This window comes from Natronobacterium texcoconense, from assembly GCF_900104065.1.
Lineage (GTDB): Archaea > Halobacteriota > Halobacteria > Halobacteriales > Natrialbaceae > Natronobacterium > Natronobacterium texcoconense.
Genome location: NZ_FNLC01000008.1, coordinates 33,888 through 46,597, shown reverse-complemented (window position 1 = coordinate 46,597; position 12,710 = coordinate 33,888). Strand labels below are relative to the sequence as shown.

The window sequence follows — 12,710 nt, the reverse complement described above, 5'->3', positions numbered from 1 at the left end:
GATCACTCACCCCAGATCGCAGGTCGCTTCGTCGGTCGGCACCATCACGTCCTCGGGTTCGTAGGTCTCGACCGGTTCGCCGGGCATCACGGCGGCGTCCCAGGTGTCCTCGTACTCCTCGCTGGTCGGGACGGGCCAGGCGACGGTCATCTCGGAGGCGGCCTGGTTGTTGTGCTCCTGGAAGGTGTAGGCGTTCTCACCTTTCGGGGTGTCCGTGACGGTCATTCCGCGCATCGCATCGGCGATGTCGTCGCCGTTCGTCGATCCCGTCTCCTCGATCGCCTGAACGAGCGCCGATGCGCCGACGAAGGTACCGGCGCTGAACAGGTCCGGTACCTGGTCGTAGGCGTCGACGTGGAGGTCGACGAACTCGTCGTTGATCGGGTTGTCGTACTGATTCCAGTGGTATCGCGTCGTGAACGGTCCGAGTCCGGCCTCCTCGATGTCTTCGGCCGTGAAGTCCTCGCCGAGGACGGCCTCGACAGTCTGGCCCGTAATCTGGGTCGTGACGAGTTCGGCGAAGCCGCCGAACGCCTGGACTTCGTCGTAGTTCATCGCCGTCGGGAGGAACTCGGGAAGCGTCGCGAACGTGAAGCCGCCGACGACGCCGTCGGCCCCCTGCTCGATCGCCTCGTCGAACATCCCTTCGAACTCGCTGTACCCCTGTTCGACGAACCGCGGCTCGAGCACTTCGACGTCGTGCTCCTCGAGTACCTCCTGGTAGTTGTTCGCGACGCCCTCTCCGAACGCTCCCTCCGCAGCAAAGATCGCGACCGTCGAGATGTCGCCCTGTTCGGCGACGTACCGGCCGCCCGCGCGGGCGTCCATCGCAGTGTGTTCGCTCGCCCGGAAGGCCAGTTCGTGACAGTGATCGCCGGAGACGGTGATGTCGCCGTCGGCGGCCGGGCCGACGATGTACGGGATCTCCGCCTCGTCGACGACGTTCGGGATGATCTGCCGGGCGGCGTCGGAAGACGACGCGCCGAACAGCACGTCGATTTCCTCGTCGACGACGAGGTCTTCAGCGACTCGCTGTGCCGTGTCCGGGGCGAACTCCGTGTCCTGGACGATGATCTCGAACGTCGGTCCGTCCTCTGGGTCGAGTTCGTACGTCCCCGTCGTCATTCCCTCGACCGGATCGAGGTCGTACTTGTAGGCCAGCCCCGAATAGAACCCCATCAGGCTGATCTGGCCGTAGTACTCGAGCTCCCCCGACACTGGCTGGATCGCACCGATCGTCAGCGTCTCGTCGGCCGGATCGTCGCCAGCGACTCCACCGTCGTCGAGACAGCCAGCCAGCGAAGCGATGCCGACCGCGGTTAGCGCCCCTGTTCCTTTCAGCGTCTCGCGCCGGGTGGTATCATATCCCATATTAGGAATAGTATGTCGTTATACTACCATGGGAAGAGGGGTTGGTATACAAACCCGGCCGAGCCGTTGCTACGGACCCGTTTCGTCGCGTTCCCCGTGGCTACTCGATCGACTCGAGTGCCTCTACGACCCGTCGAAGCACCTTCCGTTCGGCCCGGCGGACGTTCTTCGAGACCGCCGTATCGGAGACGTCGAACTCCTCGGCGAGCATCTGCAGGGTCGCGCCACGCGGCTGGTCGAAGTAGCCCTTCCGTGCCGCCACCGTCAGCGTCTCGCGTTCGACCGCCGAGAGCGAGCGACAGCCCTCGAGCAGTTCGCTCGCCGCTCCGACGTGTTCGATCACGTCGGCGGCGTCGTCGAACGCGACTGAGGTCCGCGATTCGACGTCGAACTCGTTGTTGACCTCGAGTTCGGCCAGCGCGTCGTCGGCCGTCTCGTCGTCGTCGAACCCGACCTCCCAGCGTTCGCGACCGTCTTCGATGTGGAAGGGACCGGTGACGTACCCCCCATTGTTCCGGATGACGCCCATCGCATCCGTCTCGCCGATAACAGTCCTGATGACGGCGGTATCGTCGCGCTTCTTGAACAGGGCACACTCGCACATGTTGTGGTGTTCCTGTACTGCCGACAGCCCCGACTCGAGTGTCTCTCGACTCTCCCCCTCGACGACCATCCGCGTCTCGAGTTCCCGCTGGTGGGAGTCGAACTTCCAGTGGAGCGTAGTAAACGACACGTCGTGATCGTCCGTCGTATCGATGAACGGACAGTCGTACTGCTCCATATCCAGGGTAATGTCCATCATGGACGATCGTACTGTTCGTACTGTATTTGGTATGTCATCACTTGTCTTTGTCGGTCAGTAATCCAATTATTCCGACTGTTCGCCGAACCGTTCTTTGATGGCTGTCCGGTCGAGTTTCGACGGCCCACTCGTCGGCATCTCGTCGACGAACGCGAGGTACTTCGGGATCTTGAAGCGGGCGAGACGCCCATCGAGGTGGACCTCGAGGTCCTCGAGCGTGAACGAGACGTCGTCGGCGAGTTCGACTACTGCCTTCCCGACGGTGCCCCACTGGTCGTCTGGAACGCCGATCACGATCGCCTCGGAGACGGCCGGATGATCCGCGATTTCGTCCTCGACCTCCGGTGGGTAGACGTTCTCACCGCCGCTGACGAACATGTTCTTCTTGCGGCCCTCGATGTGGTAGAAGCCGTCCTCGTCGCGGCGAGCAAGATCACCCGTCGACACCCAGCCGTCCTCGAACGTCTCTTCGCCCGCTCCCGAGTCGCCCCAGTACTCCGTGGCAGCGTGGGGGCCGGCGAGTTCGAGTTCGCCAATTTCGCCGCTCTCGAGCGGCCGCCCCTCGTCGTCGACGACGCGGACGTCCGCGCACATGACGGGTTTGCCGACGCTGGCGACCTTCTCGGGTTCCCACTCGTCCGGCATCGCGAAGTTGTTCGGCCCACACTCGGTCAGGCCATAGCCCTGGGAGAACTCGACGCCGCGCTCGCGCCACGCACGCACGATGGCATCACGACAGGGGCCGCCGCCGCTCTTGACGAATCGCAGCGTCGAGAGATCCGTCCCCTCCCAGGCGTCGTGGCGGGCCATCGTCCGCAGGACTGCCGGAACTGCGACCAGAACGGTCGCACCGTGGCGGTCGATCTGTTCCAAGACGCGATCCGGCTCGACCTCCCGGTCGACGAGCAGCGTTCCACCCATGTTGAAAAACGGGAGCGTAAGCACGTTCCAGCCGCCGGTGTGGAACAGCGGGAACACCATCGGCGCGACGTCGTCGTCGCGAAGCCCCCACGCTGTAATCGTGTTGAACGAGTTCCAGTAGATCGAGCCGTGAGTGACCGTGGTCTCCTTGGGCGTCCCCGTCGAACCACCCGTGTGCAACAGGAGGTGTGGATCCGACAGCGACGTGCGGGCCGTCTCGACCGGTGACTCGTCGTCCGGGACGTTCTCCGCGAACAACTCCCAGCCACCTGCGATCTCGTCGCCAGCTAGCTCGACGACGACTGGATCGACATCGGCACGTGCCAGGGCGTGCTCGACGCGCTCGACGAACGGCGACTCGATGACCAGCAATCGGGGTTGGACGAGGTCGAGCAACTCCCCGAGTTCCGGCGGTGCCAGCCGGTAGGAAAGCGGCGCGAGGATCGCTCCAAGCTTTCCCGTCGCGAAGAAGAGGTCGAACGGCTCGACCCGATTCCGGGAGACGACCGCGACGCGGTCGCCCTCGCCGACGCCGACGGACTCGAGCAGCCGCGCCGTCGCGTTGGCACGGTTCTCCAGATCACCGTACGTGTATGCTTCGCCGACCGTTTCGTCAACGACGGCGGTGCGATCCGGCGAGAGCGCCGCACGCCGTCCACTCCAGTCACCGACCCACTCGTAGGGGTCCGTTCCCCAGTTCATGCGCCATCGCCACCTGCAGCCCATCGCGCCGGAAGCGTATCCGATGTCGGCAGAACGCCCGAGCCGTTCGAGCGAGCCATCCACGGCCCGTTACGGAGAGCGCACTGCCAGTGCCGCGTCGAACTGTCGGGGACGAAAACGGCTGGCCCGTCATCGAAAGCGCCGTCATCCTCCGGATCGGGAATCCCCCGAGTGGTTACTGTTGGCATACAGTATACATGATAATCACGGACAAAGTAATCCGGCGTTCGAGTATCAACCCGCGACCGACCCTGAAGGACTAGACGAGCACGCGCTCGAGGTCGACGACCACACCCGACTCGGCGTCGGCCGATCCGACGAACTCCCCGAGTGCGACGGCAGCGCCGTCGGGCGTACAACAGGCGACGAGATTCCCTCGAGACACCTCGTCGCCGACATCGAGAACGCCCGGCGCGTAGACGGGCGCACCTTCCGCGACCTCGCGTGCTGCGCTTTCGGCGATCACGACGCTCGGTATCCCCTCGAGGATTCGTTCGGCAGGTTCGACAACCTCGTACAGGAGGTCGGGGTCGTCGTCTTCGGCCCAGAACGCGAGCGCGTCGAGGAACTCGTGGGCAGAGTGCAGCGTCGAATCGTCGAACGGCGACGTCATCGTGCGCCGGAGGTCACCCATGTGCCCACCAGTTCCGAGCGCCAGCCCGAGGTCGTGACAGAGCTTTCGCACGTAGGTTCCGCTCTCACACCGAATCCGGACGAGGAGTCGGCGGTCTTCGGCCTCGAGGACGTCCAGATCGTAAATTTCACGCACGCGTAGCCGACGCGCGACCGCGCTCTTGCGGGGCGGCTTCTGGTAGATCGGTCCTTCGAACTCCGCGACGATCGATTCGGCGTCGGCCGGCACCGAGCCGTGACACTCGAGGACGGCGACGTACTCCTTCGGACCCTCGAGGAAGACCTGCGCAAGTCGCGTCGCATCACCGAACATGATCGGCAGACAGCCAGTGACCTTGGGGTCGAGCGTCCCCGCGTGGGCGGCCCGATCGATCGTCGCGTCCGCTTCACCGTCGGCGAGTGCGTCGGCGACCGAGTCCCGGAGCCAACCGCTGACCTGGTGGGAGGACGGGCCGGGCGGTTTGTCCAGGTTGACGACGCCGAACTCGAGGAGTTCGGCAGGCGATCGGTCCTCGGGTGGGCCACGAAGTCCGGACATTATCAGAACTCGTACTCGAGGTCGACCTGTGCCTTCCCTTCGTCGCCGTCGGTGTCGTACTCGCCGACGGCGGTGACGAGCATGTCGAGCACCGCATCGGGTTCCCAGCGAGCGGTGTTGACCGAGAGATCGTAGATTCCCAGATCCTGAATGTCGATCCCGTAGTACTCCTCGTATCGCTGGGCTTCACTGGCCTCGCGAGCACGGGTCTCCTCGGTCGCCCGTTCGGGGTCTTTCCCCTCTCGCTCGGCGATCCGTTCGCCACGGACGCGGGCCGGTGCGTCGAGCCAGAACCGAAAGTCGGCCTGCTCGCCAGCTAGCCAGCCGGCGAGTCGTGACTCGAGGACGAGGTCGTCCTCCTCGACGGCGATCTCGCGCAGGCGACGATCGAGGTCACGGTCGATTTGGTCGTTCTCCTCCGCGAGTTTGTTGAACTCGAGGGGCGTATAGCCGCGTTCCTCGGCCAACTCGCGGAAGATGTCGCCGCCGCTGACGTGGTCGAGATCGAACGCATCGGCGAGCAACTCCGCAGTCGTGCTCTTCCCGCTTCCCGGCGGGCCGGAGACGGTAAGTAACATATCTGAACTGCGACGCGGCGGCTAAAAGGGGTTTTGAATCGGTCGGGAAAGGGTACGACGAGTCGGGAGATCGGATTTTTGCCGGCGACGAGCAGGTTTAGCTCGGCGTCATATCGATGTTCAGCGACTTGCGCAGCAACTGCGTAAAGCCCATCGAACAGACGAAGTACCAGACGATCCAGGCCCACATCGGTCCGACCAGCCCCTGATCGAGCGACACGTCGCCAGCGATCGGCATGATCATCTGTAACTCGGCGTCACTGACGCCGCCGTCGAGGATCTTCCAGTACATCCACAGGAACAGCGGGATGGTAAACAGCATGATCCAGACCATCGGTCGGAACTGCTCTTTGAACATCCCGAGGTTCTCGGCCATTGCCTCCATCTGCTCTTCGCGAACTTCCTCGAGTTCGTCCTCGAGACGTTCGATCTCGGCCTCGCTCGCGTCGCGTTCCTCGGCCTCCTGCTTGCGCTCGCGGACGTCTTTCTGTTTCTCCTGCATGGCCTTCATCCGCTCCTGATACTTCCCGATGATTTCGGGGTTCATCAGGTTCGCCTGTAGCAGCGTCGAGTACAGACCAGTCAACAGCGCGACCGAAAGAATCACGGCGTAGAACGGCAGGAAGGTATCGAGCGGACCGACGACGAGGTCGATCGTACCGCCGACCGTCCCGCGAACCGAGTCGAACCAGTATCCGATCATCAGCAGGACGGAACCGACGGCCGCCATCTTGTCCCACTGTGACCATTTCGACTCCTCGTCGTCGATGTCGACGTCGGGAACCGAAATCTCGTCGGCGTCACCGTCGAGTGCCTCGTCGTAGGCCTCCCGATCGGCAATCTCGAACCCCTCGTCGCCGTCGACCAACACTCCTTTTTCGATCAACCGACCCCACTGACCGCTCGACAGGTCGTCGTTGACGTCTCCCCACTGGATCTCGCCACCGTTCTCGTCGGCTGCCTCGCGGACGGCCTCGAGAGCGTCGGTCATCGAGGAATCCTCGCGAACGAGGACGTTGATCTTCTCGGCTGTACGCGTCATCTGATTGGGCTAGCGCACGTACGGTATACAAGTGTTTATCTTTGGTCGGCGGTCGTGGTCACTGTGACCGAGGAGCCAATCTCCTCTTCGGTTCGACCACGCGTTCGTGCTGTCGGTCGTTACTTCGACGTCTATCCATCCCAACATTTAATATCTATAATTCAGGAATTCTATGAAATAATGATTGGCGGAGCCAGTAGCGTACCCGGCAACGCACCGGACGACCGGGGTGTCTCCCCACAGATCGGCTTCGTGTTGCTGGTTGGAATGGTAATCGTGGGCGCGACGTTGCTCGCAGTCACCGGCTGGGTCCTGCTGGACTCCCTCGAGTCCGAAAGTCAGGCGGAACTGACGCGGTCGACTATCGAGGTGACCGATCACGGGATCGCGACTGCGGCATCGAGCGGACAGATGCAGACGATCCCGTGGGAGGATGCAAACTATAGGGACGACGGAGAGGCCTACATCGTCTGGCACAATGGATCAGTTACTGGCTCCAACGAGACTGTTACCATCGAGACGATCGGTGCGATCGAGTACGAACTCTCGGACCGAACGATCGCCTACCAGAGCGGCGCGAGCTGGGAAGTAGCCGACGGCGAGACCCGCGTCGTCTCGTCTCCGAATATCGGATACGACGACGATATCCTCCAGCTTCACTTTACTACTCTCAGCCAGGACGCCGTAAGCGGGACCGAAGCGGTCGTCGAGCCGAACCCCGATAGTACGCTTTCCGACGAGATAGCGATCGCCGCCGACAACGCGACCAGCGAGGGATACAACGATCTGACGCTGGTCGTCGAAAGCGACTACCACGACGGCTGGCAGACACATCTCGAGTCGGCGTTCGGTGCGGACAACGTAACGTCGAACGCCGATACGCCGTTTATCGACGGAGCGGACGGCGTCGTCGAAGTCACAATCGAGAACGCCACCGAGACGGAGCCACCGAAGTTTCTCGTGACCGACGATCACGGACTTACGAACGACGACCTGCCTGGGACGAACCGCTTCGTCGACCGAGCCGATACAGCGTTGAACGTCAGTGCCGACATCAGAAACAACGGCGACGAGAGCGATTCACAGAACGTTACGTTCACGGTTCTAGACGTTGACTCTGTCGAATCGGATCCGAAAAACGTCACCCGTGGTGGTGGCGAAGAGACGGCGGCGAACCTGTCTATCCCACCAGAAAGACACGACAATCTAACGTACGGCGAACGACACGAATACACCGTCGCGACCGAAGACGACGAGCTCGACAAACCGGGTAGTTTCTACTACGCAAAACAGGAAGATCCGTACCTCAACGTTTCTAACCCAAGAGTAGATGGGGAACTAGCAGAGGATCCGAACGACCCCGTCAACGCAACCGGCGAGCACGTGACGGTCGAGGTCGACGTACACAACCTGGGCGCACACAACGCATCGGAGTCGGAACTCGAGCTCGAACTCGAGTCCGACAGTGCCGACTGGTCCGGGACCAACGCGTCGACGATCGATCGGACGTACGGTGAGAACGCGACTGCAAGCTGGACGTTCAATCGCAGCCTGCTTCCGCAGGGCGATCTCACTGCAACGGTCGATGTGATCGACGACGGAAACGAGGTGAGTGGCTATCTCAGTATCGATGACGGGATCGATCCCGACTCCGACGAAGTGAATCTCCCGTCGAACACCGAGGTGAACGTCTCGATCGTCGGCGTCGAAATGTCGAACAGTAATCCATTGGACTGTCGTAACTGTCGCAACGCATACGTGCCCGACAAAACGGACGGGAACTTCACGACAGACGGGGACGGAATGACGTACAGTTTCGACGCATCTTCGCCGGATGGTTCCGACGACGAACTCGAGAAATCGGACGAGGGTGGATGGGTTTCGCCGGATGGGACCGAACCGGAACCGTCGTGGGAGTGTGTCGATCCGGGCTGGTTCGGCGGTTGTAACGAGCACGATTACGTCTGGTCGTGGGATACCAACGAACTCGTCTGGAACGAGGGTTCGGGATATGAACTGACCTGGGAGGGCGACTCCGGTGGAATCGGTAGTTCGCCCGGGAACTGGCAGTGGGACGGTCCGATAGAACGCGGATCAGCACCGAGCGACGAGATCGAACTGCTCGTCGACGGGTACGAGATCGAGTGGCTACCGGCACGGGCCGACATCGTATTGCAACCCGTCGACGAGAAAAACGATCCTGCCGGGGAACCGGAAACGATCGAAACCGAGTGGAGTGATACGAATCTCAACCGGTTCGACGAACCGAGGCCCATCTACAGTCACAGTTTTACGACCGACGAACGGGTGAGTCTCATGATCGATGCAGCGTCGTACAGTCACCCGTTCTGTGGCGGGTACGGCGAACAGACGGTGACGGACACCTACAACGGAGCCATCTACGACCACATCGAGTGTACCGACGAAGCTGTAAGCGGCGGAAACGAGTTGGTCGACCTCACCGCCGACACTGAAACGAACGAAACCAATGTTCGTGTGTTAGGCGAAGAGGACACGGCGATCCCCGAACTCGATCCGGGCGTCGACAGGCAGGAAGCGGTCGACGATCTGCTCGAGCGGCCTGGTGTCGACGTTCCAGTCGACGAAAACGGCGAACTGAATCTCGAAGAAAACGAGTTCATCTTCGCGTTTACGCTCACACATCATCCAGAACAGAACAACGAAAATCCACACCTTCCGGGCGGAGAATCGATTACACCGGACGAGTACTGGGACATAGCACACTCTCAAGCAGGCGATCCAAACTTCAACGATATGATCGCACACGTCGAGATCACACCCGGTAGTGGGACCGCCGGCGAAGATCCGGAACTCGACGTCATCGACATTGGTGACGAAACAGGATCGATAGAGCCGATAGATACCGGTGACGGGTCTAGTCCAGATCAGTCCGGGTACGATCCCGATCAGGTCGACGTTCGATCGGACGAAATAATCATCGGGTGAACAACTACCATTTGTCTCGACGATCGAACACTTTCGTTCACTACAATTCGGAACCGTCCGGCCGTCCTGTTTTCCACTTCGATCGTTCAAACCGTTCAACTAGCGTTTTCGAGAGTCTTACTAGCCGTTCTATGAAAACGGCAATCAGACGAACGGCGGGCGTGAACGACGACGAACGGTGTTGAAATAATTGACCCGTCTCCTCCCTTATTCTAACCGTTTCCTCCACGAGATGATATGGGTTTCCGACCTCGAGGGGAGACGACGATGCGAGCCCAGTCCGCTATCATCGGCGTGGTCATTTTGATCGGTATGGTTTCACTTGTTAGCGTGAGTATCTTTCTCGTCGCCGGTGATACTGTCACCAGTATTCAGCAGGAGGCCGAACAGGAACGCGTCGAGAGTGCGTTCGTCGAACTGGGCCAGCAGATGCAGACCGCGTCGTCGACGACTGACGTCTCGAGAGGACTGGATCTCGAGATCGGACAGGACGGTGCGGTCGTCCGGGAGGAATCCGGCGTCATATCGGTGTCCTCGGAGGCGCTCGACGACGATGCGATCGACGATCTGACGATCGGAACGGTGGAGTACGAGAACGACGACGGGACGAAAATCGCTTACGAGGCGGGCGCGGTGTTTCGGGAAACGGGCAACGAAACGCAGGTTATCTCGGCGCCGTCGATACATTACGACGCGGTCACCGACACGCTCACGCTGCCGGTCGTGACCGCGACCGGCGAAGAGCGGCTCAACGCGGGTAACGTACAGTTTTCCCACGTACGGACGGAGTCCTTTCAGGAGGCTGCAGTCGTCGAAAACGAGAGCGTCACCATCACCATCGAGAGCGACTACTATCGCGGCTGGGAGTCGTTCTTCGAGAATCAGGCGGGCGATAGCTCGGTTCGAAACGTCGACCACGCGAACCGGACGATCGACGTTCGTGTCGGCTACATCGACGCCGAAGAGACGTTCGAAGACGGCATCCTCGTCTCCGAATACGTCGACGGATTCGACAACGCGGACGTCGACGACGGCGATATCGAAGGCGGATCCGCTCCTGAACTCGATTCGGTAATCCAGGAGATGGTCGACGATATCGAGGACGGCGAGAAAGAGCACACACCGCTGTCGACCGAAGATGATCCGATATCCGAAAGTGGAACGTACTGGCGGTCCGACGAGCTACGAATCGAGGACGAACTGACGTTCGACATCTCGAGCGGAAATACGACGCTGATCGTCGACGACGACATCGTCGTCGAGGACGACCTCGTCGCCGATGCGGGCGGGTCGGACCACGAACTGAAGATCTACACGACTGGCAACTTCGACCTTCACGACGGCAACGTCTCCGTGACGGACGGCAACGCGTCGCAGTTACAGCTGTACGGAACGTCCGAAACACACGTCGGCATCCAGTCGTCCAGCTACGAGGGAACGATCTATGCGCCACGCGACGAGCCGTGGGGTGACACCGAAAACGAGGTCTTCGATCCCGGCTGTACGGAGCAGGTCTGTATGCAAGCGAGCGTCGACTTCACCGGCGCTGTCGCGACGTCGTCGGCCAACATCCACTCGGCGTCCGTGACCTTCGAGTACGATTCCTCGCTCGAGGACAACGATATTCAGCTCTATCCGGATACCTACTCTCTGCCCCCGCAGCTAACGTATCTCAACGTCGCCCATTACGAAGTCGACGTCGAAAACAGCAGTCGATAGGATCGGAGTTAGAGGGCGTCCTGAATCGTCGCCGTCACGTCCTCCCAGACCTCGTCGGGCGCCTGTTCGCCGTCGACACGCTCGAGGTCGCCCTGTTCTTCGTAGTACTCGATGACCGGTTCGGTGTTCTCCCGGAAGACGCGCAGCCGTTCCTTGACGGTCTCTTCGGTGTCGTCGTCGCGCTGGACGAGTCGTTCCTCGACCTCGGGATCCTCCGGTGGGTTGTACTCGAGGTGGTAGATCTCGTCGGTCTCGGGGTCGAGTCGGCGGCCGGTCAGCCGGTGAACGAGTTCTTCCTCGCTGACGTCGAGATAGAGGACGACGTCGAGGTCGGTCATGTCCTCGAGTTCTTCGGCCTGCTCCAGGTTCCGCGGATAGCCATCGAGCACGTAGCCGTCGGCCTGAGAGAGTGCCTCGTCGACGATGGCGTTGACGACCTCGTCGGGGACGAGTTCGCCCTGGTCCATGTACTCCCGTGGCGTGTCGTACTCCGTGTCCATGTCGGAGATGTCCATGTCCTTGTTCGCACGGAGCGCGTCACCGGTCGTGACGTGGTCGACGTCGAACTCCTCGGTGATCTTCGCGCTCTGGGTCCCCTTTCCTGCCCCGGGTGCCCCGAGGATCAGGATGTGTGGCTGTGCCATGTGTCTGCGTTCATCGGCGCCACATAAAGGCTTAAAGAAACGAGCGCGTTCGTTCGGGTAGTGACACGATTCGACGCATCTGACCCCGCGAAGCGACGGGAGTTGTACGTCGACGCGATTGCGGCGCATCAAACGCGAGACAGTGGCTTCCTGACGCTCCAGGTTGACACCGGCCACGTCACCGGACCGGACGACCAACTGGATCCCGAACTCGACATTCCCTGGATCCAGTTCTGTGACGGAACCGTCAACCTCGACTGTACGCCGTCCGAACTCGAGGAGCTCGAGTCGGTCCTCGAGGAGTTTCCGGCGTTCAGGATCGACGAGCGGACCAGTCTCGAGGACGCCGGGAAGACTAACCTGCAGGTGAGCGCGAACGTAGATACCGACCGAATCGCCCAGTTCGTCGACGCTGTGTTTCGACGGGTCTACGACCTTCCCGAGGAGTTTCGCGTCTGGGTCGTCGACATCTGACGGAGTTTCGTCTGGCTCCCGGTCGGTCCGAACCCCCAACTCGAACCGGACCGAACTGGTTCGGTGTTTTTGCCAATTTCTACCGATAGAGGTTTTGTGCATACATGTTAGGCACGAAACAGCGACAGAAAGAAGGGGACGGACTCCGACGAAATAGTGAGGAGAAGACGATGGCTAACTCGAGCACCGATCGCGGGCGGCAGTCGGTGATGGGTGGTCTGAGCCGTTTCCAAATAGATAAGTGCCCCGGGGAACCATCGTCCGACATATAGGCGGTCTTCAAAAGAGGTGAATACAA

At 61.1% G+C, this 12,710-nt stretch carries 10 protein-coding genes; 3 read left to right on the top strand and 7 right to left on the bottom strand.

Annotated elements, in window-relative coordinates:
* Positions 1-6 precede the first annotated feature (6 nt).
* The 6 genes from BLR35_RS19950 to BLR35_RS19925 all read right to left on the bottom strand — a co-directional run bounded on the left by BLR35_RS19950 (position 7) and on the right by BLR35_RS19925 (position 6,608).
* Positions 7-1,371, bottom strand: coding sequence for an ABC transporter substrate-binding protein (locus tag BLR35_RS19950; protein ID WP_090386163.1), 1,365 nt, complete (start codon positions 1,369-1,371; stop codon positions 7-9).
* A 100-nt stretch (positions 1,372-1,471) separates the two neighbouring features.
* A complete protein-coding gene (locus BLR35_RS19945) occupies positions 1,472-2,173 on the bottom strand; it encodes a helix-turn-helix domain-containing protein (RefSeq protein ID WP_090386160.1) in 702 nt (233 codons plus the stop codon).
* Between the two features lie 66 nt (positions 2,174-2,239).
* Positions 2,240-3,796 carry an AMP-binding protein gene (locus BLR35_RS19940; RefSeq protein ID WP_090386158.1) on the bottom strand — a complete coding sequence of 519 codons (1,557 nt, stop codon included), beginning with the start codon at positions 3,794-3,796 and terminating at the stop codon, positions 2,240-2,242.
* 280 nt (positions 3,797-4,076) lie between these two features.
* Positions 4,077-4,988 carry an RNA-guided pseudouridylation complex pseudouridine synthase subunit Cbf5 gene (locus BLR35_RS19935; protein WP_090386155.1) on the bottom strand — a complete coding sequence of 304 codons (912 nt, stop codon included), beginning with the start codon at positions 4,986-4,988 and terminating at the stop codon, positions 4,077-4,079.
* 2 nt (positions 4,989-4,990) lie between these two features.
* Entirely contained in the window at positions 4,991-5,566 is a 576-nt protein-coding gene (gene cmk / locus BLR35_RS19930) for a (d)CMP kinase (RefSeq protein WP_090386152.1), read from the bottom strand.
* 97 nt (positions 5,567-5,663) lie between these two features.
* Positions 5,664-6,608: a DUF106 domain-containing protein gene (locus BLR35_RS19925; protein WP_090386149.1), complete on the bottom strand. Its 945-nt coding sequence runs from the start codon at positions 6,606-6,608 to the stop codon at positions 5,664-5,666.
* 180 nt (positions 6,609-6,788) lie between these two features.
* Between BLR35_RS19925 and BLR35_RS19920 the strand changes: the two genes are divergently transcribed.
* Positions 6,789-9,575, top strand: coding sequence for a DUF7289 family protein (locus tag BLR35_RS19920; protein WP_090386147.1), 2,787 nt, complete (start codon positions 6,789-6,791; stop codon positions 9,573-9,575).
* Between the two features lie 237 nt (positions 9,576-9,812).
* The gene (locus BLR35_RS19915) at positions 9,813-11,294 is read left to right on the top strand and encodes a DUF7289 family protein (protein ID WP_090386144.1); all 1,482 of its coding nucleotides are present in this window, start codon (positions 9,813-9,815) and stop codon (positions 11,292-11,294) included.
* A gap of 8 nt (positions 11,295-11,302) precedes the next feature.
* Here BLR35_RS19915 and BLR35_RS19910 read toward each other — a convergent pair whose 3' ends face one another.
* Positions 11,303-11,938 carry an adenylate kinase gene (locus tag BLR35_RS19910; RefSeq protein ID WP_090386143.1) on the bottom strand — a complete coding sequence of 212 codons (636 nt, stop codon included), beginning with the start codon at positions 11,936-11,938 and terminating at the stop codon, positions 11,303-11,305.
* Positions 11,939-11,998: 60 nt separating this feature from the next.
* Between BLR35_RS19910 and BLR35_RS19905 the strand changes: the two genes are divergently transcribed.
* The gene (locus BLR35_RS19905; protein ID WP_090386139.1) at positions 11,999-12,412 is read left to right on the top strand and encodes a DUF7975 family protein; all 414 of its coding nucleotides are present in this window, start codon (positions 11,999-12,001) and stop codon (positions 12,410-12,412) included.
* The last annotated feature ends 298 nt before the right edge of the window (positions 12,413-12,710 follow it).

Bases quoted from the DNA above. Each gene is read 5' to 3' on its own strand.
- BLR35_RS19950 (WP_090386163.1), bottom strand. From the start codon at position 1,371: ATGGGATATGATACCACCCGGCGCGAGACGCTGAAAGGAACAGGGGCG.
- BLR35_RS19910 (WP_090386143.1), bottom strand. From the start codon at position 11,938: ATGGCACAGCCACACATCCTGATCCTCGGGGCACCCGGGGCAGGAAAG.
- cmk (WP_090386152.1), bottom strand. From the start codon at position 5,566: ATGTTACTTACCGTCTCCGGCCCGCCGGGAAGCGGGAAGAGCACGACT.
- BLR35_RS19925 (WP_090386149.1), bottom strand. From the start codon at position 6,608: ATGACGCGTACAGCCGAGAAGATCAACGTCCTCGTTCGCGAGGATTCC.
- BLR35_RS19935 (WP_090386155.1), bottom strand. From the start codon at position 4,988: ATGTCCGGACTTCGTGGCCCACCCGAGGACCGATCGCCTGCCGAACTC.
- BLR35_RS19915 (WP_090386144.1), top strand. From the start codon at position 9,813: ATGGGTTTCCGACCTCGAGGGGAGACGACGATGCGAGCCCAGTCCGCT.
- BLR35_RS19945 (WP_090386160.1), bottom strand. From the start codon at position 2,173: ATGATGGACATTACCCTGGATATGGAGCAGTACGACTGTCCGTTCATC.
- BLR35_RS19920 (WP_090386147.1), top strand. From the start codon at position 6,789: ATGATTGGCGGAGCCAGTAGCGTACCCGGCAACGCACCGGACGACCGG.
- BLR35_RS19940 (WP_090386158.1), bottom strand. From the start codon at position 3,796: ATGAACTGGGGAACGGACCCCTACGAGTGGGTCGGTGACTGGAGTGGA.